The 24,421-nt window shown below is 73.6% G+C and carries 19 protein-coding genes; 16 read left to right on the top strand and 3 right to left on the bottom strand.

Features of this window, described 5'->3' with window-relative positions; genetic code table 11:
• Nucleotides 1-129: 129 nt before the first annotated feature.
• Entirely contained in the window at nucleotides 130-1,734 is a 1,605-nt protein-coding gene (locus LXM90_RS14400; protein ID WP_234080745.1) for a TROVE domain-containing protein, read from the top strand.
• A 34-nt stretch (nucleotides 1,735-1,768) separates the two neighbouring features.
• Here LXM90_RS14400 and LXM90_RS14395 read toward each other — a convergent pair whose 3' ends face one another.
• Nucleotides 1,769-5,218, bottom strand: coding sequence for a DUF3971 domain-containing protein (locus LXM90_RS14395; RefSeq protein WP_419149835.1), 3,450 nt, complete (start codon nucleotides 5,216-5,218; stop codon nucleotides 1,769-1,771).
• A 183-nt stretch (nucleotides 5,219-5,401) separates the two neighbouring features.
• On the opposite strand from LXM90_RS14395, the gene LXM90_RS14390 reads away from it, so the two are divergent.
• From LXM90_RS14390 to LXM90_RS14365, 6 genes are all read left to right on the top strand, one after another.
• The gene (locus LXM90_RS14390; protein ID WP_012318789.1) at nucleotides 5,402-5,869 is read left to right on the top strand and encodes a peroxiredoxin; all 468 of its coding nucleotides are present in this window, start codon (nucleotides 5,402-5,404) and stop codon (nucleotides 5,867-5,869) included.
• Between the two features lie 89 nt (nucleotides 5,870-5,958).
• Complete coding sequence (locus tag LXM90_RS14385) at nucleotides 5,959-7,188, top strand: M23 family metallopeptidase (RefSeq protein ID WP_042674489.1); 1,230 nt, start codon at nucleotides 5,959-5,961, stop codon at nucleotides 7,186-7,188.
• A 172-nt stretch (nucleotides 7,189-7,360) separates the two neighbouring features.
• A complete protein-coding gene (locus LXM90_RS14380) occupies nucleotides 7,361-7,924 on the top strand; it encodes a Uma2 family endonuclease (protein ID WP_103985870.1) in 564 nt (187 codons plus the stop codon).
• A gap of 47 nt (nucleotides 7,925-7,971) precedes the next feature.
• Nucleotides 7,972-8,313, top strand: coding sequence for a hypothetical protein (locus LXM90_RS14375; protein WP_020096438.1), 342 nt, complete (start codon nucleotides 7,972-7,974; stop codon nucleotides 8,311-8,313).
• 120 nt (nucleotides 8,314-8,433) lie between these two features.
• On the top strand, nucleotides 8,434-9,285 hold the full coding sequence (locus LXM90_RS14370; protein ID WP_103985871.1) for a DUF1206 domain-containing protein: 852 nt from the start codon (nucleotides 8,434-8,436) through the stop codon (nucleotides 9,283-9,285).
• Nucleotides 9,286-9,426: 141 nt separating this feature from the next.
• Nucleotides 9,427-11,412: an SDR family NAD(P)-dependent oxidoreductase gene (locus LXM90_RS14365; protein WP_020096436.1), complete on the top strand. Its 1,986-nt coding sequence runs from the start codon at nucleotides 9,427-9,429 to the stop codon at nucleotides 11,410-11,412.
• Between the two features lie 43 nt (nucleotides 11,413-11,455).
• On the opposite strand, the gene LXM90_RS14360 is transcribed toward LXM90_RS14365, so the two are convergent.
• Nucleotides 11,456-12,481 carry a cyclase family protein gene (locus tag LXM90_RS14360; protein ID WP_042674492.1) on the bottom strand — a complete coding sequence of 342 codons (1,026 nt, stop codon included), beginning with the start codon at nucleotides 12,479-12,481 and terminating at the stop codon, nucleotides 11,456-11,458.
• Between the two features lie 325 nt (nucleotides 12,482-12,806).
• Here LXM90_RS14360 and LXM90_RS14355 point away from each other — a divergent pair, with 325 nt between their 5' ends.
• The 9 genes from LXM90_RS14355 (at nucleotide 12,807) to LXM90_RS14315 (ending at nucleotide 23,649) form a co-directional block, all read left to right on the top strand.
• Nucleotides 12,807-14,066, top strand: coding sequence for an ABC transporter substrate-binding protein (locus tag LXM90_RS14355; protein ID WP_042674494.1), 1,260 nt, complete (start codon nucleotides 12,807-12,809; stop codon nucleotides 14,064-14,066).
• An 18-nt stretch (nucleotides 14,067-14,084) separates the two neighbouring features.
• Nucleotides 14,085-14,960: a branched-chain amino acid ABC transporter permease gene (locus LXM90_RS14350; RefSeq protein ID WP_020095281.1), complete on the top strand. Its 876-nt coding sequence runs from the start codon at nucleotides 14,085-14,087 to the stop codon at nucleotides 14,958-14,960.
• A 205-nt stretch (nucleotides 14,961-15,165) separates the two neighbouring features.
• Complete coding sequence (locus LXM90_RS14345) at nucleotides 15,166-16,086, top strand: branched-chain amino acid ABC transporter permease (RefSeq protein ID WP_020095280.1); 921 nt, start codon at nucleotides 15,166-15,168, stop codon at nucleotides 16,084-16,086.
• Nucleotides 16,083-17,588 carry an ATP-binding cassette domain-containing protein gene (locus LXM90_RS14340; RefSeq protein WP_103985872.1) on the top strand — a complete coding sequence of 502 codons (1,506 nt, stop codon included), beginning with the start codon at nucleotides 16,083-16,085 and terminating at the stop codon, nucleotides 17,586-17,588. The genes LXM90_RS14345 and LXM90_RS14340 overlap by 4 nt, the downstream gene beginning before the upstream one ends.
• Before the next feature lie 297 nt (nucleotides 17,589-17,885).
• Nucleotides 17,886-19,127, top strand: coding sequence for an acyl-CoA dehydrogenase family protein (locus LXM90_RS14335; protein ID WP_234082916.1), 1,242 nt, complete (start codon nucleotides 17,886-17,888; stop codon nucleotides 19,125-19,127).
• Nucleotides 19,124-20,182 carry a phosphotransferase family protein gene (locus LXM90_RS14330; protein ID WP_234082915.1) on the top strand — a complete coding sequence of 353 codons (1,059 nt, stop codon included), beginning with the start codon at nucleotides 19,124-19,126 and terminating at the stop codon, nucleotides 20,180-20,182. The genes LXM90_RS14335 and LXM90_RS14330 overlap by 4 nt, the downstream gene beginning before the upstream one ends.
• Nucleotides 20,183-20,184: 2 nt before the next feature.
• On the top strand, nucleotides 20,185-20,961 hold the full coding sequence (locus LXM90_RS14325; protein WP_234082914.1) for an SDR family NAD(P)-dependent oxidoreductase: 777 nt from the start codon (nucleotides 20,185-20,187) through the stop codon (nucleotides 20,959-20,961).
• A 148-nt stretch (nucleotides 20,962-21,109) separates the two neighbouring features.
• Complete coding sequence (locus LXM90_RS14320; protein WP_234082911.1) at nucleotides 21,110-21,880, top strand: SDR family NAD(P)-dependent oxidoreductase; 771 nt, start codon at nucleotides 21,110-21,112, stop codon at nucleotides 21,878-21,880.
• Nucleotides 21,877-23,649 carry a class I adenylate-forming enzyme family protein gene (locus LXM90_RS14315; RefSeq protein ID WP_234082910.1) on the top strand — a complete coding sequence of 591 codons (1,773 nt, stop codon included), beginning with the start codon at nucleotides 21,877-21,879 and terminating at the stop codon, nucleotides 23,647-23,649. Before LXM90_RS14320 ends, LXM90_RS14315 begins: the two co-directional genes overlap by 4 nt.
• Here the strand turns inward: LXM90_RS14315 and LXM90_RS14310 are convergent.
• Nucleotides 23,616-24,230, bottom strand: coding sequence for a hypothetical protein (locus LXM90_RS14310; RefSeq protein WP_091926024.1), 615 nt, complete (start codon nucleotides 24,228-24,230; stop codon nucleotides 23,616-23,618). The genes LXM90_RS14315 and LXM90_RS14310 overlap by 34 nt on opposite strands.
• Nucleotides 24,231-24,421 lie beyond the last annotated feature (191 nt).

Below are 24,421 nucleotides of genomic sequence, written 5' to 3'. Positions count from 1 at the left end.
ACCGGCCGCGCGCGAGCGGCGGTGGACGACGCGCCGCGGCCGCGTCCCCGCCCGACCGCGCGCGCCGGGACGCGCCACCGGCCGGCGATCGGCCGCGATGGAGAGAGGAGAGACCGAGAGGAGCCCGCCATGACGAAGCTCGCACAGATGTTCCGGCTCCGCGCCACCCCGCAGACGGAGCCGATCCCCGGCACGGTGCCGAACGCCGCCGGAGGCCACGCCTTCGCGGTCGGCGACTGGGCGCGGCTCGACCGCTTCCTGGTGCTCGGCTCCGAGGGCGGCTCGTACTACGCGAGCCCGCGCGCCCTGACCGCCGAGAACGCGGCGGCGGTGCAGCGGTGCATCGCGCAGGACGGCGCCCGCGCGGTCGCCGCCATCGTGGCGGTGAGCGAGGGCGGCCGGGCTCCGAAGCCGGATCCGGCGATCTTCGCCCTGGCGCTGGCCGCCGCGTCGGCGGACCTCGCGACCCGGCGCGCGGCGCTCGCGGCCCTGCCGCGGGTCTGCCGCACCGGCACGCACCTGTTCCAGTTCGCCGCCTCCGTCGAGGCGATGCGCGGCTGGGGCCGGGGCCTGCGCCGGGCGGTCGGTGACTGGTACTGCGCCAAGCCCGTGGAGGCCCTGGCCTTCCAGGCGGTGAAGTACCGGACCCGCCAGGGCTGGTCGCACCGCGACCTCCTGCGGCTGGCCCATCCGGAGACGGAGGAGCCCGCCCGGAAGGCGCTGTTCGACTGGATCTGCCGCGGCACCGTGACCGAGGCCGCCCCCGGGCTCGTCCACGCCTTCGCGCGGGTGCAGGCGGAGGGCCTCGACGGGGCGGTGGCCGCCGCCCTGGTGCGCTCGCACGGCCTGCCGTGGGAGGCGCTGCCGACCGGGCTGATGGGCAGCCGCGCGGTGAACGAGGCCCTGATCGAGCGGATGCCGGTCGGCGCCCTCGTGCGCCAGCTCGGCCGCCTGACGGCCGCGGGGGTGCTCGCGCCCTTCTCGGAGGGCACCGAGCACGTCCGGGCGGTCCTGTCGGACCGGGAGCGGATCCTCCGGGCGCGCCTGCACCCGATGGCGCTGCTGCTGGCCCTCAAGACCTACGCCTCCGGGCACGGTCAGCGGGGCAAGCTCGCCTGGGAGCCGGTGGCGGCGATCGTCGAGGCGCCGAACGCCGCGTTCTACACGGCGTTCGGCGCGGTCGAGCCCACGGGCCGGCGCCTCGTGCTGGCGCTGGACGTCTCGGGCTCGATGGGCGCCAGCACGGTCGCGGGCTCGACGCTCACGGCCCGGGAGGCGGCCGCCGCGATGGCGCTCGTCACCGCGGCGACCGAGGAGCACTGGCAGGTGCTGGGCTTCACCGCCGAGGCCGGCCGGGCCTGGAGCCAGGGGGCCGCGATGACGCCGCTGCCGATCGGGCCGTCGACGCGGCTCGATCAGGCGGTGCGGGCGACCGCCGACCTGCCGTTCGGCGCCACCGACTGCTCCCTGCCGATGCGCTGGGCGCTGGAGCGGGGCGTCAAGGCCGACGCGTTCGTGGTCTACACGGACTCGGAGACCTGGGCGGGGCCGGTCCACCCGGTCCAGGCGCTGCGGGCGTACCGGGAGAAGACCGGGATCCCGGCGAAGCTGGTGGTCGTTGGGCTGGTCTCCAACGGCTTCAGCATCGCCGACCCGGAGGATCCCGGCATGCTCGACGTGGTCGGCTTCGACACCGCGGCTCCGGCCGTGATCGCGGATTTCATCCGCGCGTGAGACAGGGGCGGGCGGCTCTTCCGGGCCGCCCGCCCTATTGCTGCGGGACGCCCGGCATCCCGTCCGCGAAGGGGCCGCCGCCGGCGCTGAACAGCTTGCGCAGGAAGCCCGGGGCGATCGCCGAGAGCGGGTTCACGCTCACGTCCGGCGAGGCGAGCTTGCCGGAGACGCGGAAATTGACCGCGAACAGGCCCTCGTTGTGGCCGCCGCCCAGCAGCGGCCCGAGCAGCGGCAGCTGCGAGGCCACGTTGTTCAGGCCGTAGAGCGGCACGAAGGTGCCGGTCATGTCGGTGCGCTCGCGGCCGGTATCGAGCCAGCCCGACAGGGTGAAACCCATGGCGGCGTTCGAGATCGCCGCGTCGGTGAAGTCGACGCGGGTGCCGGTGCGCACGAAATTGGCGCGCATGCGGTCGAAGGTGACGTCGCCCGCGCCCCGGCCCGGGGCGACCCGTCGGCCGCGGGCCGTCTCCGCGTCGGACGGCTCCGGGCCCTGCGCCATGATGCTCGACAGCGCGGGCTCGTTGCGCAGGATGAAGTCGCGGATCTGCACGACGCCGGATTGCGGGCCGTCGTTGAGGCCGATCCCGGCCGTGAGCCGGCCGCCATACATCCGCCGGTACACGTCGACGAACCGCAGCGTCGCGCCGGCATCGGCCGATTCCACCGACAGGGTCGGCACGCCGCGCTCGCCGCGGGTCACCGTGGCGGCGAAGGGGGCCGCGCGGAAGCGCCCGGTGATGTTGGCGGCCCGCAGGGTCTTCCCGTGCAGGGAGAGCTTCAGGTTGGCGCCGGTCAGCGCCTCCTCGTTGAAGCCGGTGACGATGGGCACCTGGATGTCGGCGTCGATATCCTTCGGATTCGCGTCCCGCGCCTCTCGGCCTCCCTTCGGGTCGGGGGCGCCCAGCGATTTCAGGAACGGCCGGGCGTCGGCCACCGCGCCCCGGACCACGACCTTGTAGCCGCCGCCGGTCCGGTCGAGGCTCACGCGCAGGTCGTCGCCGGGGGAGAGCTTGACGCTGGTCAGGTCCGCCCGCTCCAGGCCGCCCTCCTGGGTGATCGAGACGGTGCCGCGCGCGCTCGCCGGGGCCGCGTCGAGGGCGAAGTCGCGCAGGTCGAAGGTCTGGCCGCTGTCGACGAGGGTGAAGGTCAGCCGCCCGGGCTTGCCCGGCGGCTTGGTCAGCCCCGGGATCAGCCCGTCGATCCCGGCCTTCGCCAGATCCGCCTCGACCCGGATCGGCGGCTTGCCGGATCCCGGCCGGCCGATCTGCACCACCGCGCGGACCGGGATCGTCCCGGTGAGCTGCGGCGCGGTCGGCAGGCCCTTGCGGCCGCGGACCGCCTCGTCGAGCGACACGTTGACCACCGCCTCGCCGGGCTGCCCGACCTTCGGCTGGCGCAGGTCGACCGACATGGGCGCGCCCGCGACCCGGCCGTCGCCCTTCAGCGTGAAGGCGCCCCGGTCGTAGACGAGGTTGAACCGGCCCGACTCGAGCCGGTCCCGGCCCATCACCTTGTCGACCGCGAGGTCGGCCAGCGAGCCGGTCAGCGTCACCGGCAGGTCCGGCAGGTCGGGGATGTGCTTGAGGTCGAGGGGGAAGTCGACGCGCAGGTCGGCGCTGCCCTTGATCGTGGCGGGGTCGAGGTCGACGCTCATCACGCTCTTGAACAGCTTGGCCTGGAGCACGGAGGCCATGCCGTCGGCGCCGCCGGAGAGCCGCATCCCGATCTGGGCCACGACCCGGTCCGGGGTGATCTGCGGGATGACGAAGCTGCCGTCCGAGATGGCGAGCCCGCGCCCGTCCGGCCCGTGGACCTCGGCGGTCACGTTGCGCACCGTGGTCGAGCGCCCGGTGATCACGCCGACGACGTTGCCCTTGGTCACCGGCGGGGAATCGGCGGTGACGTCGATGGCAGCGTCCGAGACGTGGAAGTCGATGTGGACCGCGTCGTCCGGGGCGGGGTCGCCCCGGGTGGCGGCCGCCAGGACCGCCCCGGACATCTTCACCTTGATGTCGACGGAATCGACCCGGCCGCGCTGGAGCTGGTCCACCAGGTAGGTGCGGGCCGGCGGCGCGATGTGCTCCGGCCAGAGCCGCAGCCCGGTACGGACCTCGCCGTCGTGGCCGGCGAGGTGCAGGGTCAGGCCGCCGTCGTCGGCGCTCGTGCCGATCGTCCCGGTGATGGCGCCCTTCACGCCGGGCCCCGACAGGGTCAGCGCGTCGATGGAGATCCCGCCGTCGCGGCCGGAGAGCTGCGCGTCCAGGGCGTCGATCTTCACCGGCGCGTCCTGCGGGGTCGCCCCGCGTAAGGTGGCGTCGCGGCTCGCCAGCGTCGCGGTCCAGCTCGTGCTCGCCCCCGCGGGGCTGCCCGTCCACGTCCCCGCGAGGTGCACGGCGTTGCCGGCCCCGCGATAGTCCAGGCCGGTCAGCGACATCACGCGGTTGGCCTCGTCCCAGTCCAGGGAGGCGTCGAGGCTCTCGACCGTGACCGGGTTGAAGTCCTTCTCCTCGATCAGGAACGTGCCGTCGCCGGTGTGGAGCTTGGCGTTCATGGTCCGGATGCGGCCGGCCGTCAGGCTCACGTCGGCGCGGGCCGAGACCTTCAGGTCCGTGGTCAGCGGCAGGCCGGACTGGCCCGAGAGCAACAGGAGATCCGTGACCGGCAGGTCGTCGAGGGTGATGACGCCCGAGCGCTCCTGCCCGTCCGCGCCGTCGCGCAGCGTGCCGCCGAAGCGCCACTCGCCGTGCGGCCCGTCGAGCCGCAATTCGAAGTTCCGGGTGCCGTTGACCGGGTCGCGCCCGAACAGGCCGTTGACCCGCGCGAAGACCGCGCGCTCGCGGCCGTCCTCGTCGATCAGCCGCAGCCGCGCGTCGGTGACGCGCGCGCGGTCGAGGGCGCCGACCACGCCGCCCGGATCGAGGACGACCCCGAAGATCGACGCGATCGCGGCCGAGAGCGGCGAGACGGTGCCGCGCACCCCGTCCACGCTCGGCGGCGTGTGCGGCGCGACGTCGACCGGGTGGTTGGCCTCCGAGGCCGCGAAGGCGATGGAGCCGTCCCGGTGCAGCAGCGCGGTGGTCTGCGTCTCGCGGAACTCGATCGAGCGCGGCTGCAGGTTGAGCCGCAGGAGCCCCCAGGGGTCGAGGCTGACGAGCGCCAGGGGGGCGCGCACCACGAGGTCGCCCTGCGGGTTGCGAATGTCGAGGCCGGAGAAGCGCAGGCTGAGCGCGTTCTCGCGGTCGAGCTCGAGGCTGCTGCCGCGCAGCCCGATGCTCCAGCCGGGCCCGATCCTCTCGGCCACGGCGGCGGCGACGCGGCGCGACAGGCCGTCGATCTGGAGCGGCCCGTTCGACAGGCGCAGGGCCACGAGGCCGACACCGGCGCCGACGAGCAGCACCAGCGCGAGGGCGCTCACGAGGCAGACGCCGCCGACGCGTCGCGCCTTCCCCCGAGGCCTGCATGCCGGCGTTGTCTCGTCCGCCATCGGGACCTTTGTTCCGGGGTCTCTGCGCGCGGCGCCCTCGGGCTCCGCGGCCGGTGGATCGAAGCGCACCCGCGCTTTACAGCGGCCGCGACTCCGGGCTTGGCTCGGACGTGCGCGGTGCCATCGCTCGAGCCCGCGCACGAGATCGGTTGCACATCATCAATCGGCCGAAAGGAAGGCACGATGCCGCTGTCAGAGGGGGATCCCGCCCCCGATTTCGACCTTCCCGCCTCGGGCGGAGGGCGTGTCGGACTGTCCGCGCTCCGCGGTCACAAAGTCGTGCTCTACTTCTACCCGAAGGACGACACGAGCGGATGCACGCTGGAGGCGCAGGACTTCAACGGCCTGCTGCCGGCCTTCGCGGAAGCGGACGCCAAGGTCGTCGGCCTGTCGCCGGACCCGGTGAAGAGCCACGACAAGTTCTGCGGCAAGTACGGGCTGACCTTCCCGCTCGCCGCCGACGAGGACAAGACCGTGCTCGAGGCCTACGGCGTCTGGGTCGAGAAGAGCATGTACGGGCGCAAGTACATGGGCGTGGAGCGCACCACCGTCCTGGTCGACCGGGAAGGGCGCGTCGCCAGGATCTGGCCGAAGGTGAAGGTGCCCGGCCACGCCGAGGCCGTCCTGGCGGCCGCGCGCGCCCTGCCCTGACGTCCCCTTGACGTCCCCCTGACGCCCGGCGCGCGACGGATCCTTAACCCTACTGAGGCCTGAATGGCGGCTCCTCCGGTGCCGTCCCGATGCAGCTTCCGAAGTTCCCCGCGCGTCTCAGGCCGCACCGGCCAGCTCCCTGGCTCGCCGCCGGCCTCGCCCTGGCGGTGGCCTGGGCGCTCGGGGCCTCCTGCCTGATCGTGTTCCACGACGAGGTGCTCGCCGGGTTCGTGGCCAGGCAGGCCGCCCTGCGCGACGCCTACGAGGCGCGCATCGGCGAGCTCCAGGACCGCCTCGACCGCGACCGGAGCGACCGGGCGGGGAGCGAGGCGGGTCTGGCCGACCGGGTTGCGGCCGCCCTGGAGCGCCAGGCCGAGCTGGAGCGGCGCACGGCCGCCCTCGCAGACCTGGAGCGGCAGGCCCTACCCGAGCCGTCCACGACCGGCGCCCTGCCCGGGCGGCCCGGCGCTGCGCCCGGTGGGAGCTACGACGATCTCTTCCTGCGTCCGACTGAGGGTGCGGCTCCGGCGCCGCGCTCCGCCCGCGATCCCCTGCCCCGCCGCGGCGCGCGCGAGGCCGAGACCGGCCTGATCCGGCTGGAGGCCCGGCTCGACGGCCTGCAGGCGGCCCAGGGCGAGCGCCTCGCCGGGCTGGCCGCCCGGGCCGGGGACGCGGTGCGGCGGCTGCGCGGGCTGATCGGCCGCACCGGTCTCGACCCCGACCGCCTCGATCCCGACCGCACCGGCGCGGCCGCGCCGGCCGCCGGGCTGGGCGGACCGTTCGTGCCCCTCGACGGCCGCGCCCTGGACGGAACCGGCTTCGCGGAGGGCCTCGCCCTGGCCCGGCGCGCGCTCGACGACGGCGAGCGCCTGCGCCGGCTCGCCGCCACCCTGCCCCTGGCCCGCCCGATCCGGGGAGGCGCGACCGTGTCGAGCCCGTTCGGCACGCGCCTCGACCCCTTCACCCGCGGCCTCGCCCTCCATACCGGGCTGGACCTGAAGGCGGAGTACGGCGAGCCCGCCCGCGCCACCGCGCCGGGCCGGGTGATCGCCGCCGAGGCCGCGGGCGGCTACGGCAACATGGTCGAGATCGACCACGGCCACGGCGTCACCACGCGGTTCGGCCACCTCGCCCGCATCGCGGTCCGCCCCGGGCAGCGCGTGGCCGCGGGCGACGCGGTCGGCGCCGTCGGCTCGACGGGGCGCTCCACCGGGGCGCATCTCCACTACGAGACCCGCATCGACGGCGAGCCGGTGGATCCGCAGCGCTTCCTGGAGGCCGGCGCCACCGTCGCGGCGGCCGGACCCGGCGCCGACTGAGTCCGTCGCTGCGCCGGTCGCCCTGTGCCGGTCGCCCTGTGCCGGCCTCCGAGTCCCCGAGGGAGGCCGGCCTGGCATCGGCCGTGACGCCCGCGCGGGGATGGCCTTCCGGGCCGGACCTGTTGCGGGCGGCCGGCCCGGTGCTACGATCCGGCCGAGGTGGGGATCGGCGATGGCTCTGGCCGCGAAGCGCGACGCGCGGATGGATGTGTCCGAGTTCAGGCTCTGGGTGGAGGGCCGGCCCGCGCACGAGCGCTGGGAGCTGCTCGACGGCGAGCCCGCGCTCATGGCGCCGCCGCGGGAGCGGCATCAGCGAATCGTCATGAACCTGGCGGGACGCCTCGACGCCCTGGCGGAGCCGCGAGGCTGCCGCGCCATGCCGGGTCTGGCGATCCTCAGCGCCGCGATGGACGATTTCGCCCCGATCCCCGACGTGGTGGTGCGGTGCGGGCCGCCGCTGCCGGAGGGCTACGCCGCCGACCCGCTCCTCGTCGCCGAGGTGCTCTCGCCCTCGACCATGAGTCTCGACCGCGGTCGGAAGATCGACTTCTACCGGACCGTGCCGAGCCTCGCGGTCCTGCTGATCGTCTATTCCGACGAGGCGCGGGTCGAGGTCTGGCGACGCGCGGGCGACGACTGGAGCGTCGCGGCCCTCGGTCTCGACGGCACCGTGTCGCTGCCGGAGCTCGACGGCGCCGTGCCGGTGCGCGACCTCTACCGCGGTCTCGCCTTCTGAGCGGCCGCACCCCACCTGATCGAACGGCGAAGCATCAAGGCACCGACTTGCCCCATTTCGAAGATTTCTACGCGGCCAAGCTGCGCGGCTCCCTCGGCGTGACCGACGCCGAGTCGGTGCTCGACCTGCGCGGCACCAACCGGGCGACCGCCGAGGCCTCGCTCAAGGACATGCTGGAGCGCAGCCGCTTCGCCAAGGGCAAGACCGTGGCGATCCGGCTCGATCCGCCCCCGGAGGGCGGCGGCGAGACCCTGTTCCAGCCGGCCGGGCGCCTGCTCCTCGACGCGAAGCGCCGCGGCCTGATCGAGCGCCTGCAGACCCTGCCGGCCCAGGACGGGCTCGGCTTCTACGTGGCGCTCACCGGCCGCGCCGACCGGACGCCCATGTAGGGCGGCCACGGAGGTTGTGCCGGCAACGGATCGGGTGCGCGCCGCCGGGCGTTGAACGCTCCCGCTCCACAGGATGCCGCCCGTGCCCGACACCCGATTCCCCGAAGCCGGGTCCCGCCGATGAGGACCCTTCCCGGCGGCCGCAACGCGATCGAGCGCATCGCCCGCTTCGGCTACGGCGCCCGCGGCGTGGTCTACATCGTGGTCGGCGCCCTGGCCCTGCTGGCGGCCCTGGGGCATGGCGGCCAGGCCGGCGACAGCAAGGACGCGCTCCGCGCCGTCATGGCCGGGCCGTTCGGCGCGGCCGTCGTCGGCCTGATCGCCCTCGGCCTCGCTGGCTTCGCCCTCTGGCGCCTCGTCGAGGGCATCACCGATGCCGACCGGCGGGGCACTTCCGCCAAGGGCCTCGCGGTGCGCGGTGCCCACCTGATCAGCGCCGGGCTCTATCTCGGGCTCGCCGCCAGCGCGGCCTCGCTCAGCCTCGGCCTGGGCATGAGCGGCGGCGACGGCGTGCATGACGGCACCGCGTGGCTCCTGAGCAAGCCCTTCGGCCGCTGGCTCGTGGCCCTCGTCGGCCTCGCGGTCGTCGGCGGCGGGTTCGGCTTCCTCGGCAAGGCGTGGCGCGGGGACGTCACCGACCGGCTCGCCCTCGACGCCCGGGCCCGGGACCGCTGGGCCGGCCCGATCGGCCGCTTCGGCTACGCGGCGCGGGGCCTCGCCTTCCTGATCATCGGCGGGTTCCTCGTGGCCGCCGCGTGGCACCAGCGCTCCTCGGATGCCAAGGGTCTGGCCGAGGCCTTCGCGCTGCTGCGCGCACAACCCTACGGCTGGATCCTCCTCGGGCTCGTGGCGGCCGGCCACGCCGCCTTCGGGGCCTTCGGGCTGATCCAGGCCCGCTACCGGCTCATCGACGCCCCCGACATCGACCGGGTGGACGACGCGGCCGGTGCGGCGGCCCGGGCGCTGGGCTGAGGCCGGCGCCGCCTCCGGCCCCGGCTCCGGCTCCGGCCCCGGCTCCGGCCCCGGCTCCGGCCCCGGCTCCGGCCCTGGGCGGGCCGCGTTGACAGGGCCGGTGCCGCGGCGGATACCCCGCGGCATCCCATCCGGCTCCCGATGCAGCAGCGCCTCTACAAGACCGCGGTGATGGTGACCCACGACCTCGCGGCGACCGCTGCCGCCGTGGTGCTCACCTTCCTGTTCCGCTTCCAGGGCGGCATGCTGGCCGAGCGTCTGCACGCCCTGCCCCTGCTGCTGCCGCCGTTCCTCGTCCTCGCCGGCCTCGTCTACGGCCGCTTCCGGCTCTACCGGACCAAGTGGCGCTTCGCCTCGTTGCAGGACCTCGCCGGCATCGTCCGGGCGGCCAGCGTCCTGGCCCTGGCGCTCCTGGTGATCGACTGGGTGCTGGTCTCGTCCGACCTCTACGGATTCTACTTCTTCGGCAAGATCGCGATCCTGCTCTACTGGGTGCTGCAGATCTTCTTCCTGGGCGGCACGCGCCTGGCGTTCCGCTACCTGAAAGACACCCGCTCCCGGCAGTCGAGCGCGCGGGCCGCCACCGTCCCGACCCTGCTCCTCGGGCGCGGCGCCGACATGGACGTGCTGATCCGCGCCATCGAGGCGGGCTCGGTGCGGAAGCTCGCGCCGCGGGGCATCCTGTCGCCCCGAGCGGACGAGCGCGGCCAGTTCATGCGCGGCGTGCCGGTGCTCGGCGGCTTCCCGGATCTCGAGCGCGTGGTCGCCGACCTCGCCGCCCGCGGCGAGCCGGTGCGGCGGCTCGTGGCCGCCCCGAGCGCCCTCGTGCCGGAGGCGGCGCCGGACGACCTGATCGCCCGCGCCCGGCGCCTCGGCCTGCCCCTCGCTCGGGTCGTCGGCCTCGGTGAGGGCGTGCAGGGTCCGGAACTGGCGCCGCTGGAGATCGAGGACCTGCTGCTGCGGCCGACCGTCGCCATCGACCGGCCGCGTCTGGAGGCGTTCCTCGCCGGCCGCCGGGTCGTGGTGACCGGCGGCGGCGGGTCGATCGGCTCGGAGATCTGCCTGCGGGCCGTGGCCTTCGGGGCCGCCGCCGTGCTGGTGCTCGAATCCTCCGAGCCGGCGCTCCACGGCATCCTCAGCCACCCCGCGATCCTGGCCGCCGAGACCGCCGTGACGGGGGTGCTGGCCGATATCCGCGACCGTGAGCGGACGCACGCGGTGATCGCGGCGTTCCGGCCCGACTACGTGCTCCACGCCGCCGCGCTGAAGCAGGTGCCCTACCTGGAGCGGGACTGGCAGGAGGGCATCAAGACCAACGTGTTCGGCTCGATCAACGTCGCCGAGGCGGCGGTGGCGGCGGGCGCGCGGGCGCTCGTGATGATCTCCACCGACAAGGCGATCGAGCCGGTCTCGCAGCTCGGGGTCACGAAGCGCTTCGCCGAGATGGTCGCCCAGGCCCTCGACGCCGCGCAGTCGGCGCGGCCGGACCACCCGACCCGGCTGATCGCCGTGCGGTTCGGCAACGTGCTGGGCTCCGTGGGCTCGGTCGTGCCGGTCTTCAAGGCGCAGATCGCCCGGGGCGGCCCGGTCACCGTCACCCACCCGGACATGGTCCGCTACTTCATGACCGTGCGCGAGGCCTGCGACCTCGTGCTGACGGCCGCCTCCCACGCCGACGGCGAGGCCCGGGCGGGCGCGGAGCGCGCCGCGGTCTACGTGCTCAAGATGGGGCAGCCGGTGCGGATCGCCGACCTCGCCGAGCGGATGATCCGGCTGGCCGGCTTCGAGCCCGGCACCGAGATCGAGATCGCCTATACCGGCGCCCGGCCCGGCGAGCGGCTCAACGAGATCCTGTTCGCCCGCGAGGAGCCCCGGATCGCCCTGCCGGGCATCGACGGGGTGATGGCGGCGCGGCCGGTCTTCGCCGATCGGGACCGGCTCGACGCCTGGGTGGCGCGGCTGCGCGACGCCGTGGCGGCCGGCGACCGGGCGGCCGCCGAGGCCGTGTTCGAGGCGGCCATCCCGCATTTCCGGGAGCGCGCCGTCCTCCGCCCCGGGCCGCCCCAGGACGCCGCGGAGCCGGTCGGCGACCCGCCGCGCGCCGCCGCACCCGCCGCCCTCGGCTGATCCGGGCGACCCCGGGAGCGCGCCGCGGGGCCGTTCCCGATCGTCACACCGTGGCGATCGGCGTCGTCGGCGAGCCGACGGCGCCGGGCAGGCGCAGCGGCGGGGCGGTGAGCAGGAAGCGGCTGCGGCCGCGGGCCCGCAGCCAGTCGGCCAGCGGCGTCAGGTGCCACAGCTCGCCGAGATTGACCCCGAGCTTGAACAGGCAGTGCTCGTGGAGCGGCAGCGTCGCGCAGCAGGCGGGGCCGGGGCCAGCCGGGTAGGCCTCCACCGCGTAGTTGTCGGCGATCAGCGCGCAGAGCCCGGTGCGGGTGATCCAGTCGAGGAGGCGCGGGTCGCGCCCGTCGAGGCCGGCGCAGAGGGTGTGGACGAGCTTCGGGTCCGGCGCGCCGCCCATGGCGATCAGCCGCTCGGCGAAGCCCGTGTGCAGGCAGACCATGTCGCCCGGCTCCACCACGACGCCGTCGGCCTCCAGGATCCGGGCGAGCTGGTCGTAGCCGACGCGTGTCCTGGCGTCGCCGAGATGGGCGCGCAGGTCGATCATCACGGCCCGGCCCTGCATGCCGGTCTCGGCGAGGCGCTCGATCCCGAGGCGCTTCGCCCGGGACGGCTCATCCGCCGCCTCCGGCGCGCTCGGCCCGACGATGTCGCGGCCGCCGCGGAACCCGTTGTAGAAGGTCGGCGCGGCGCCCGCCCCGTCCGCGTCGAACAGCGAGCCGACATGGGCTAGCGAGTCCCACTGCGTCGAGTATTGCAGGTGGATCAGCGCGCGGTCGTCGCAGATCACGTCGGTGGCGCCGTCGACCTCCTCGCAGACCGGGAAGTTCATGTTCGGCCGGCCGTTGGCGCGCCGCGTCGGGGTGATCTGCGGCGGGTGGCGGCGCGGGTTCAGGACGTTGCCGCCCGGCAGGTCCAGCGGCAGGCTCAGACAGAAGGTCAGCCCTTCGCGCACCTCGGCGACCCCCTGCAGCACCTTCTCGGGGGTGAGCAGGTTCAGCCGGCCCAGCTCGTCGTCGGGGCCGAAATCCCCCCAGGTCGAGCCCTCGGGCCGCCGCGTCCAGCGCAGGGTCATGCCTGTGGTTCCCCTGCCCGTGCCGGCCGCGGAGCGGACCGCTTCCCGAGGCTCCGGGGCCGCGGTCCGGGGCGAACCCCGGCCGCGGCCGAGCGTGCGTTCCTCACCGGACCGTGCCCTTCTTCGAGGCCGCCGGGCCCGCGCTTCGCAGGGCCGCGGCGAGCCTAGGATGCGGCGGCGCGCGGCGATACCCCGGGCGGAAAACGACTCGGTGCAAACGTCACCGGCCGGTCCCGACCGGCCCCTTGTGATCCGTCGGAGCCCGGGTACAGTCCGGGCCAAGCCCGCGAATATAAAATTCGGGCACTGGGATGAGGGAACGCCGATGTCCGAGACCGTGCGCGCCGCCGCCCGGGTTGCCCCGATTCGGCGCACGCTGCCCGCCCTGATCGCCGCGGGGCTGGTCGCCGCCGGGCCCGTCCGGGCCGCGGACCCGATCAAGATCGGGGTGATCGCCGAGGCGCAGTCGGTGGCCGGGGCCTCGATCCCGCAGGCGGTCCAGCTCGCCGCCGACGAGATCAACGCCCAGGGCGGCGTCGATGGCCGCCAGATCCAGGTCGTCACCTACGACGACAAGTCCTCGGCCTCCGACGCGGTCCGCGCCTTCCAGCGGGCGGTCTCCGAGGACAAGGTCAACCTCGTCATCGCCAGCTACATCTCGGAGGTCGTGCTGGCGCTGATGCCCTGGGCGGCCCGGCTCAAGACGCCGATGATCACGCCCGGCGCGGCCTCGAACGAGATCAGCGTCGCGGTCCACAAGGACTACGCGCGCAACAAGTACACCTTCCACGGCTACCTGACCTCGCACGCCCTGGCGCAGGCGGTGTGCGACTCGGCCAAGGAGGTGCTGGTCGAGAAGCTCAAGGCCAAGACCGCCGCGATCATGAGCGAGGACGCGGCCTGGACCCGGCCGCTGGACGCCGCCTACCAGGAATGCCTGCCGAAATCCGGGCTCAAGGTGGTCGAGCACGTCCGCTTCTCGCCGGACACAGGCGACTTCACGCCGATCTACAACAAGATCGAGGCGGCCAAGCCCGACCTGATCGTCACCGGCATCGCCCATGTCGGCGTGCAGCCGACCGTGCAGTGGCAGAACCAGCAGGTGCCGATCGCCATGACGGGGATCAGCGGCCAGGCGACCTCCTCGACCTTCTGGGCCAACACCAACGGCGGCACGCAGGGCGTGCTGTTCGACAGCGTGGCGGTGCCGGGCGTGGCGCTCACCGAGAAGACGATCCCGTTCGCCGAGGCCTTCACCAAGCGCTTCGGCGGCGCGCCGTCCTACGCGGGCTACATGGCGTACGACGCCACGCACTACGCGGCGGAGGCGGTCAAGCGGGCGGGCTCCACGGAGGCCGACAAGCTCGTCGACGCCCTGGAGAAGACCGACTACGTCGGCACCGTCGGGCGCCTGAAATTCTACGGCAAGGACGAGCCGTTCACGCACTCGATCCAGTACGGGCCCGGCCTGATGACCAGCGTCCTCGGGCAGTGGCAGAACGGCAAGCAGGTGGCGATCTGGCCGGCCACCACCGCCAACGGGACCATGATCCTGCCCCCTGCGGTGAAGGCGGCGGGACGGTAACCGGGCGGGGAGAGCGCGATGATCGGCCTCCAGATCCTCGTCGACGGTTTCGCGATCTCGTCCCTCTACGCGCTCGGCGCGATGGGCTTCACCCTGATCTTCGGGGTCTCGGGCGTCCTCAACCTGACCCACGGCGCCCTGATGGTCATGGCCGCGGTGGCGGCCTGGGCGGCCTCGGCGCTGTTCGGGCTCGGCTCCTACGCGGGCGCTGTGATCGGCATCCTGTGCGGGCTCGCGGGCGCGCTGGTCACCTACTTCGCGGTGGTCGCGCCGATCGAGCGCAGCCGGGCCATCCCGCGGGAGGAGAAGGAGATCTTCGTGCTCACCGGGACGCTGCTCTGGGGCATCATGATCCAGGAGCTGGTGGCCTACTTCTTCACCGACAACCCGAAGACCGTGCTGCCGATCGTCGAGGGCGTCTTCGAGATCGCCGGGGTGCGGACGCCGAGGAACCAGGTCTTCACCGCGGTGATCTGCTGGGTGGTGATCGGCCTGCTCTGGCTGTTCGTGAACCGGGCGCGGGCCGGCAAGGTCCTGCTCGCCGCCTCCATGAACCCGCGGGGCGTCACGCTGCTCGGCCACGACATGGGCAAGATCTACGTGGCGGTCTGGGCGATCTACGGCCTGCTCGCCGGCACCGCCGGGGTGCTGCTCGGGATGTTCCTCGGGGTGTCGTCGTACTCGGTGGGGCCGCTCACCGCGAGCGCCTTCTCGATCGTGGTGCTGGGGGGCTTAGGGAGCGTCACCGGCTCGCTGATCGCCGCCTACGTGGTGGGCTACCTCGAGACCGCCACCGCCTACCTGATCTCGCCGGCCTACCGGGTGATCCCGGCGCTGCTCCTGCTGGTCGCCGTCATGTACCTGCGCCCGCAAGGTCTGCTGGGGCGGCGGTGATGGTTCTTTTTGCACCCCGGGTGTCCAGCCCGCGCCCTCATCCTGAGGTGCGGCGAAGCCGCCTCGAAGGGGCCCTCCAGCCGGCCGCGCGATCCCTGGAGGCCTCCTTCGAGGCCGCTGGCGCGGCACCTCAGGATGAGGGGCGTGAGTGGGAAAGGCCTCTGCGCCGAACGAGCCGGATCGCTGCCGTGTGCGAGGCCACCCCATGAAGCTCCTCACCACCCCCGGCTTCTGGATCGCGATCCTCGCCGTCCTGGCCGCCGCCACCCTGCCCTGGTGGGTCTCCGGCTACATCCTCGGCCTCCTGACCATCGCCTATTATTTCGGCGTGTTCTCCATGGCCTGGGACCTGCTCTTCGGCTTCGCCGGCGAGGTGAATTTCGGCCCGACCTTCCTGATCGGCCTCGGGGCCTACGGCGCCGGCATCCTCAACAACCGCTACGAATTGCCGATCCCCTACTGCCTCGCGGCCGGGACCGTGCTGGCCGTGGTCGGCGGCCTCGCCCTGGCGCTGCCGGCGCTGAAGGTCCGCGGTCCCTATTTCGGGCTGATCACCCTGGTGGCGGTCCTGCTCCTGCAGAACATGATCGTGGTCTTCTCCGGCCTCACCGGCGGCGAGATCGGCCTGACCGTGCCGGATGTCATCTCCATCGACGCCGACACCAATTACTGGTTGGCGCTGGGCTTCATGGCGGTCTCGGGCCTGATCCTCACGGCCATCGCCCGCTCGCCCGCCGGGCTGATCCTTCAGGCCGCCGGCCAGGACCCGGTGGTGACCGGGGCGCTCGGCTTCAACGTCGCCAAGCACAAGCTCGCGGCCTTCGCGGTCAGCGCCGCCTTCTCGGGCCTCGCGGGCGGGCTGGTGGTCTTCTACATGGGCACCGCCTCGGTCGGCACGCTGATCAACACGTCGGTGGGCGTGCAGGTGATCATCGCGGCGGTGCTCGGCGGCCGCCGCACCATCGTGGGCGCGGCGCTCGGTGCCGTGTTCCTGATCGCGGCGGGCGAGCTGCTGCGGCCGCTCGGCGGCCTCTCGACCTTCGTGGTCTCGGCGGTGGCGCTCCTCGTGATCCTGTTCGTGCCCTCGGGGCTGCTCGGCCTCGGATCGCTCCGGAGAGCCCGATGACCGTCGCCGTCGCGCCCCCGCCGACCGTGTCCCCCGTCCTGGCCGAGCCCTGCCTCTCCGTGCGCGGCCTGACCAAGCGCTACGGCGGCCTCGTCGCTGTCAAGAACATCGACCTCGACCTGCGCCCGGGCGAGATCCTCGGGCTGATCGGCCCCAACGGCTCGGGCAAGTCCACCGTGATGAAGCTGATCATGGGGCTGGAGCGGCCGAGCGCCGGCTCGATCCGCCTCGACGGCACGGAGATCGGCGGCATGCCGGCCCACCGGGTCGCCCGCTCCGGGATCGGCCTCGTGTTCCAGCACGCGCGGCCGCTGCAGCGGCAGACCGTGCTGGAGAACATCAGCCTAGCGCTCCTGCCCGACAGCCTGATCCGGCTGGCGGCCGATCCCCACGTGGCGCGGCGGGCGCGGGAGATCGCCGAGCGCGTCGGCCTCGGCGCGGTCGTTGACCGGCGCCCCGGCACCCTGCCCTTCGCGGATCTCCGCCGGCTGGAGCTCGCCAAGGCCATCGCCCGCGACCCCCGAGTGGTGCTGGTCGACGAGCCCTTCGCGGGCCTGACCGGCGGCGAGGTCGCGGCCTTCTCCGAGCTGATCCGCGGCTTCCGCGACGAGGGCAAGGCCGTGCTCCTTGTCGACCACAACGTGAAGAGCGTCGCGGCCATCGTCGACCGGGTCTTCGCCATGTATCTCGGCGAGCGCATCGCCGAGGGCTCTGCCGAGTCCGTGATGGCCGACCCGACCGTGCGCCGGGTCTATCTCGGCGGCAGCATCGAGACGGCGGCCCGGCCCGAGGCGGCGTTCAAGCCCGACTCGCTGCTCACCGTCGAGGGCGTCGACGTGCTCTACGGCAAGGCGCAGGCCCTGCGCGCCGCCTCGATCCACGTACACGAGGGTGAGTTCGTCTCGGTGGTCGGCCTGAACGGCGCCGGCAAGACCACGCTGTTCAACGCCATCTCGGGCCTCGTGCCGCACACGGGCACGATCCGGTTCGACGGCCGGGACCTCTCCCGGATGAAGCCCGCCGCCATCGCCCGGGCCGGCATCGTCCAGGTGCCCGAGACCCGGGAGCTGTTCGGCGACCTCAGCGTGCGCGAGAATCTCGACCTCGGCGGCCAGCATTTCCCGAAGGCCGAGAGCGCCAGGCAGCGCGACTGGCTCTACGAGCTGTTCCCGATCCTCAAGGACCGCGAGTCGCAGAGCGCCCGCACCCTGTCGGGCGGCGAGCAGCAGATGCTGACCATCGCCCGGGCGCTGATGATGCGCCCGCGCCTCCTGATCCTCGACGAGCCGACGCTCGGCCTCGCCCCGGTGATCCTGGAGCTGCTGTCGAAGGCGCTGGAGAAGCTGCGGCAGACCACGCCGATCACGGTCCTGCTCGGCGAGCAGAACGTCACCTTCGCGCTCCCGCACGCCGACCGGGTCTACGTGCTGGAGCAGGCGCGGATCGTCTGGGAGGGACCGCCGCAGCGTTTCGCCAGCGAGATGGGATCGGCCTATCTGTGAGCGGCGGCGTGATGTGGGTCGATCGAGCGCCACGTTCGATTCGGGTCGGAGCGCGGGTCCCCTCTCCCGTGCGGGAGAGGGACAGGGTGAGGGATCAGGTCTGTCCAGAGAGGGCTCGACCTGACTGCGCGACAAGGGCGGGCTCGATCCTGTGGCTTCTCGTCCCTCACCCCAACCCTCTCCCGCACGGGAGAGGGGGCGCGTCGCGCCGTGGGTGAAGGCAATGGGAAGGCGGGCAGCCCGCGCACGCAAGCTCGGTGCGCTCGCCCGGCAGAGAAACCCTAGGGAGCGGACACCGTGGACTTCACCCTCTCCCAGTCCCAGACGCACTGGCTGACCCGCGTCCGCGCCTTCATCGCCGACGCGATCCTTCCGGCCGTCGCCGCGGTGTCGGCCGAGCGCGCGCAGAGCCGCGAACCCTCCCCCACGATGGAGCGGCTGAAGGAGAAGGCCCGTGCCGAGGGCCTGTGGAACCTGTTCCTGCCGCCCTCCCCCGAGCACGACACCGACGCCTATCGCGGCGCCGGCCTGACCAACCTCGACTACGCGCTGTGCGCCGAAGAGATGGGCCGGGTCGGGATCGCCTCGGAGGTGTTCAACTGCGCGGCGCCCGACACCGGCAACATGGAGGTGCTGCACCGCTACGGCACCGCGGCCCAGAAGGACCGGTGGCTGAAGCCCCTGATGGCGGGTGAGATCCGCTCGGCCTTCCTGATGACCGAGCCGGAGGTCGCCTCCTCGGACGCCACCAACATCAGCACGTCGATCCGCCGCGACGGTGACCACTACGTCGTCGACGGCCGCAAATGGTGGTCGACCGGCGTCGGCGACCCGCGCTGCAAGATCGCGATCCTGATGGGCAAGACCGACCCGGAGGCCCCCCGCCACCGGCAGCAATCGCAGATCCTCGTTCCCATGGACACGCCCGGGGTCCGGGTGGAGCGCCTGCTCCCGGTCTTCGGCTACGAGGACGCGCCCAAGGGACACGGCGAGGTGGTGCTGGAGAATGTCCGCGTGCCGGCCGGGAACCTGATCCTCGGCGAGGGGCGCGGCTTCGAGATCGCTCAGGGGCGCCTGGGTCCGGGCCGCATCCACCACTGCATGCGCACCATCGGGGCCGCCGAGGTCGCGCTGGAGGCCATGGCGCGCCGTCTCGTCTCCCGGGTCGCCTTCGGCAAGCGGATCAGCGAGCAGTCGGTCTGGGAGCAGCGGGTCGCGGAGGCGCGGATCGACATCGAGATGACCCGCCTCCTCTGCCTGAAGGCGGCCGATATGATGGACAAGGTCGGCAACAAGGGCGCCAAGCTCGAGATCGCCATGATCAAGGTCGCGGCGCCGCGGGTGGCGCTCAAGGTGATCGACGACGCCATCCAGGCCCATGGCGGGGCCGGCGTCTCGGAGGATTTCGGGCTCGCCAAGATGTACGCCCATATCCGCACCCTGCGGCTCGCCGACGGGCCCGACGAGGTCCACAACCGGTCGATCGCCCGGCTGGAATTCGGGCGCTACACCAACAGAAGCGAGGCGGAGCGCGCATGAGCGACGCCGACATCTTCTCCGGCGTGAAGCCGATCGAGCCGCGCCACCGGATCGACGAGGCGCGGCTCGCCGCCTGGATGGAAGCGCATGTGCGCGGCTACGCCGGACCGCTCACCGTGCAGCAGTTCCGCGGTGGCCAGTCGAACCCGACCTACCGGCTCGACACGCCGGGCCAGGCCTACGTGGTGCGGCGCAAGCCCTTCGGCCCGCTCCTGCCCTCGGCCCACGCGGTGGAGCGCGAGTTCCGGGTGATCGGCGCCCTCTACGGCGAGGGGTTCCCGGTGCCGCGCCCCTTCGCGCTGTGCGAGGATCCCGACATCATCGGCGCGGCCTTCTACGTGATGGAGGCGGTGGACGGCGCCGTGCACTGGGACGGGGCGTTGCCCGGCCTCGATCCCCACGCCCGCCACCGGCACTATGCCGGCATGATCGCGACGCTCGCCCGGCTCCACGCCATCGACCCGGAGGCGGCGGAGCTCTCCGATTACGGCCGGCCCGGCAACTACTTCGCCCGGCAGGTCGACCGCTGGACCCGCCAGTACCGCGCCGCCGAGGACGGGCGCCTGGAGGATGTCGAGCGACTGATCGCGTGGCTGCCCCGGACGGTGCCGGAGCAGCAGGGCGCCTGCGTGGTCCACGGCGATTACCGTCTCGACAACCTGATCTTCTCCCGCGACGGCGGCGTCAGCGCGGTGCTCGACTGGGAGCTGTCGACCCTCGGCGATCCACTGGCGGATTTCAGCTACCTGCTGATGCAGTGGGAATTGCCCGCCGACGGGCGCAGCGGGCTCGGCGGCCTCGACCTGACGGCTCTGGGCATCCCCACCCGGGACGAGGCGGTGGCGCTCTACTGCCGGGCTGCGAACCGGGAAAACCTGCCCGACCTCGACTGGTACTTCGCCTACAACCTGTTCCGGCTGGTCGGCATCCTCCAGGGCGTGGCGGCCCGCGCCAAGGCCGGCAATGCCGCGAGCGAGCACGCCGCCGCCATGGCGGCGCGCGTGCCGAAGCTCGCCGAAGCGGCCTGGCGCTTCGCCGAGCGGGCGGGGGCCTGAAGATGGAGCTGTCCGGCCGCGTCGTCGCCGTCACCGGGGCCGCGAGGGGCATCGGCCGGGCGCTCGCGGTCGCGGCCAGGGCCCGGGGCGCGACGGTCGTGGCCCTCGACCGGGACGGGGAAGGGGCGGAGGCCGTGGCGGCGGAACTCGGCGGACGGGCCTTCGCGCTCGACGTCGGCGACGCCGAAGCGGTCAGTGCGATCCTGGCGCGCATCGAGGCCGGGACCGGGCCGATCGCGCTCTACTGTTCCAACGCGGGCATCCTGGAGCGCGACCCCGATCCGGATCTGGCCACCTCCGCCGACCCGGAGAGCTGGGCGCGCGCCTTCGCGGTGAACGTGATGGGTCACGTCCACGCCGCGCGGGTGCTGGTCCCGCTCTGGCGCGCCCGCGGCGGCGGCGCGTTCCTCGGAACGGTCTCGGCGGCCGGGCTCTTGAGCCAGATCGGCAGCGCCACCTACGGGGCGACCAAGCACGCGGCACTCGCCTTCCTGGAGCATCTCGCGATCGCCCACGCCGAGGACGGGATCCGGGTCGCGGCCCTGTGCCCGCAGGGCGTCGACACCGCCATGCTGGGGGAAGCCAGCGCCGCGTCGCGCGACGGCGTGCTGGCGCCGGAGGCCGTGGCCGAGGCCGCGTTCGACGGGCTGGCTTTGGGGCGTTTCCTGATCCTACCGCATCCGCAGGTGGCCGAGTACGCCCGCCGCCGGGCCGAGGACCCCGAGCGCTGGCTCACCGGCATGGCGCGACTGCGCCGCTCGATGCGGGTGGGGGCGTGAGGATGGGCGGCGTCCGGCGACAGCGTCCGCGGCCGGATGCGGCGCGGGTGCCCTCTCCTGTGCGGGAGAGGGGGCGCGTCGCGACCTTCCTATCCTGTGGAACGAGGATCGAAGCCGTTCGCCGCTTCATCCAGCGCGGAGGCGAGCCATGTCGCTGTTCGACCTGACCGGCAAGACCGCTCTCATCACCGGCTCGTCGCGGGGCATCGGACGGGCGATCGCCCTGCGGATGGCCGAGCACGGCGCCCGGGTGGTGATCTCGTCGCGCAGGCGCGAGGGCTGCGAGGCGGTCGTGGCCGAGATCGAGGCCGCGCACGGCGCCGGCCGGGCGGTGGCGATTCCGGCCAGCATCTCGGTGAAGGCGGAGCTGGAATCCCTCGTGGCCGAGACCGAGAGCCGGCTCGGCCCGGTCGACGTGCTGGTCTGCAACGCCGCCAGCAATCCCTATTACGGGCCGCTGGCCGGCATCTCCGACGCGCAGTTCCGAAAAATCCTCGAGAACAACGTCCTGTCGAACCACTGGCTGATCCAGATGGTCGCCCCCGGCATGGTGGCGCGGCGGGACGGCGCGATCGTCATCGTCTCGTCGATCGGGGCGCTCAAGGGCTCGCCGGTGATCGGCGCCTACAACGTCTCGAAGGCCGCCGACCTCCAGCTCGCCCGCAACTACGCGGTGGAGTACGGGCCCGCCAACGTGCGGGTGAACTGCCTGTGCCCGGGGCTGATCCGCACCGACTTCGCCCGGGCGCTGTGGGAGGATCCCGAGATGCTGGCCGCCACCACGGACGCCGCCCCCTTGCGCCGGATCGGCGAGCCCGACGAGATCGCGGGCGCGGCCGTGTTCCTGGCCTCGGCGGCCGGCCGGTTCGTGACCGGCCAGGCGCTCGTGATCGACGGCGGCGTGACGATCGCGCGATGAGCCCCGATCCCCGCATCCCCGCCGGCTGGCCGGCCCTGCCCTTCCGCGAGGCCGAGGCGCGGCTCACCGCGTCAGGTGGGCCCTTCGCCATCGCCACGGTGCCGATCCGGGGTGTGCCGACCCGGATCTGGGAGAAGGCCCCGCCGACGCTGGGCGACCTGTTCCGGATCGCCCGGGGGCACGGGGACAAGACCTTCGTGGTCTACCAGGACGAGCGCGTGACCTTCACGGGCTTCGCCCGCGCCGCCACCGCCCTGGCGCGGGCTCTGGTCGAGGCCGGCGTGCGCAAGGGCGACCGGGTCGCCATCGCGCAGCGCAACCTGCCCGAATGGCCGGTGAGCTATTTCGGCGCGCTGCTCGCCGGCGCCATCGCCACGCCGCTCAACGCGTGGTGGACCGGGCCCGAACTCGCCTACGGCCTGCAGCATTCCGGGGCGCGGGTGCTGATCGCCGACGGCGAGCGCTTCGACCGGCTCGCCCCGCACCTGCGCGAATGCCCGGCCCTGGAGCGGGTCCTCACCACCCGGACCGCGCCGGACCTCCGGGCGACGCCGCTCACCGACATCGTCGGCCGGGTCCACGACTGGGGCGCCCTCCCCGACCTGCCCACGCCGGACGTCGCCCTCGACCCGGAGGACGACGCGACCCTGTTCTACACCTCCGGCACCACCGGCAAGCCGAAGGGCGCGGTCGGCACCCACCGGGCGGCCGCTACCACGGTGATGGCCTACCCCTACTCGGCGGCGCGCAGCGCCCTGCGCCGGGGCGAGGCGCCGCCGAAGCCCGACCCGGCCGCGCCGCAGCGGGCGGCGCTGCTGGTAATCCCGCTGTTCCACGTCACCGGCTGCCACGCGAGCCTGGGGGCGGCCCTCTACGGCGGCCACCGGCTGGTGATGATGCACCGCTGGGACGCCGCCGCGGCCCTCGACCTGATCGAGCGGGAGGGCTGCACCAGCGCGGGCGGCGTGCCGACCATCGCGTGGCAGCTCGCCAGCGCGGCCCGGGAGGCCGGCCGGCCGCTGCCGACCCTCGAGGGCGTCACCTACGGCGGCGCCCCGGCCGCCGGCGACCTCGTGCGGGCGCTGGGCGAGGCCCTGCCGCGGGTCGTCCCGGGCACCGGCTGGGGCATGACCGAGACCTCGGCGACCTTCACCCACCACCAGGGCGAGGATTACCTCGCCCACCCGGAATCCTGCGGACCGCCCCTGCCGGTCTGCGAGGTGCGGATCCTCGATCCCCTCGGGCAGGATCTGCCGCCGGGCAGCGTCGGCGAGCTGTGCGTGAAGGGCCCGAACGTGGTCCGCGGCTACTGGGACGACCCGGCCGCCACCGCGGAGGTCCTCTCCGAGGGCTGGCTGCGCACCGGCGACCTCGCCCGCGCCGACGAGGAGGGCTTCCTGACCATCGTCGACCGGATCAAGGACATGCTGATCCGCGGCGGCGAGAACATCTACTGCTGCGAGGTCGAGAACGCCCTTTACGCGCACCCGGACGTGATCGACGCCGTGGTGCTGCCGGTGCCCCACCCGACGCTGGGCGAGGAGCCCGGCGCCATCGTGGTGCTGGCCGAGGGCGCCGAGACCGACCCGGAGGCGATCCGCGCCTTCGCGGCCGAGCGGCTCGCGGCGTTCAAGGTGCCGGTGCGGATCGAGATCTGGGACGGGCTCCTGCCCCGCAATCCCGCCGGGAAGATCCTGCGGGCGCCCCTGCGGGCGGTGTTCGCGGCGGGCTCAGCTCAGAACGGCTCGCCCTCGTCGTCCGGGCGATAGACCCGCAGGGTCCGGCCGTCGGGGAACTGCACCGTCCGGCGGTGGACCACGACGTAGCCGGCGGCCTGGGCGCTGCTCAGGCGGTCGAGGCGGTCGTCGGTGTAGCCCTGGGTGTAGCCCTGGGCGTAACCCGGCTCGTAGCCGTAGCCCGGCCCGTAATTGTAGGCCCGGTAGCGGGCGTAGCCCTCCGGGGGCGGCGGCGCGGCGGCGACGGCCTGCGGGGCGGCCCGGACAGACCGGGCCGGCGCGGCGGCGACGCGGGCCCGGCGCGGCGCGGCGGCGATCCGCTTGGGCGCCACCGCCGCGCGCGCGGCCTTCCGCTCCGGCGCGCGCCGCACCGCCACGGCCTTCCGCCGGGCGGTGGCCGGCCGTGTCTCGGTCGCGGCGGCCGGCGTCCCGGTTGGAGTCGCGGCGGACGGTGCCGGCGGGGCGGCCTTCGTGTCCGTGGCCGGCGCCTTCGGGGACCCGGCCTTGTGGGCCGGCGGATCCGTCCATGTCGTGGCGACGGATTCGGCGGAGGCGCCGCCGATCCCGAGGACCAGCATGAGGGCGGCGAGGCTCGTTCGCGCACCGTGCGGCATGGCGCCCTCCTGTCATCGCGGGGTTTCGGACAGATCCGCGGAGCGGCGCGACAATAGATCGAACCGCTGCGCAGGGGAATCGCGTCGCTGCATTTCCACCAGGATCGCCGAAACACGTTTAATACGGATGACGCTCGGCGCCGGACGCGGCCGAGCCGTCCGACGACCGGTCGCGGGGTACGGCGCGCGAC

Origin of the sequence: Methylobacterium oryzae, assembly GCF_021398735.1 — a bacterium.
Lineage (GTDB): Bacteria > Pseudomonadota > Alphaproteobacteria > Rhizobiales > Beijerinckiaceae > Methylobacterium.
The sequence above is the reverse complement of the archived record's forward strand: the minus strand, read 5'-3'. Positions and strand labels throughout refer to the sequence as shown.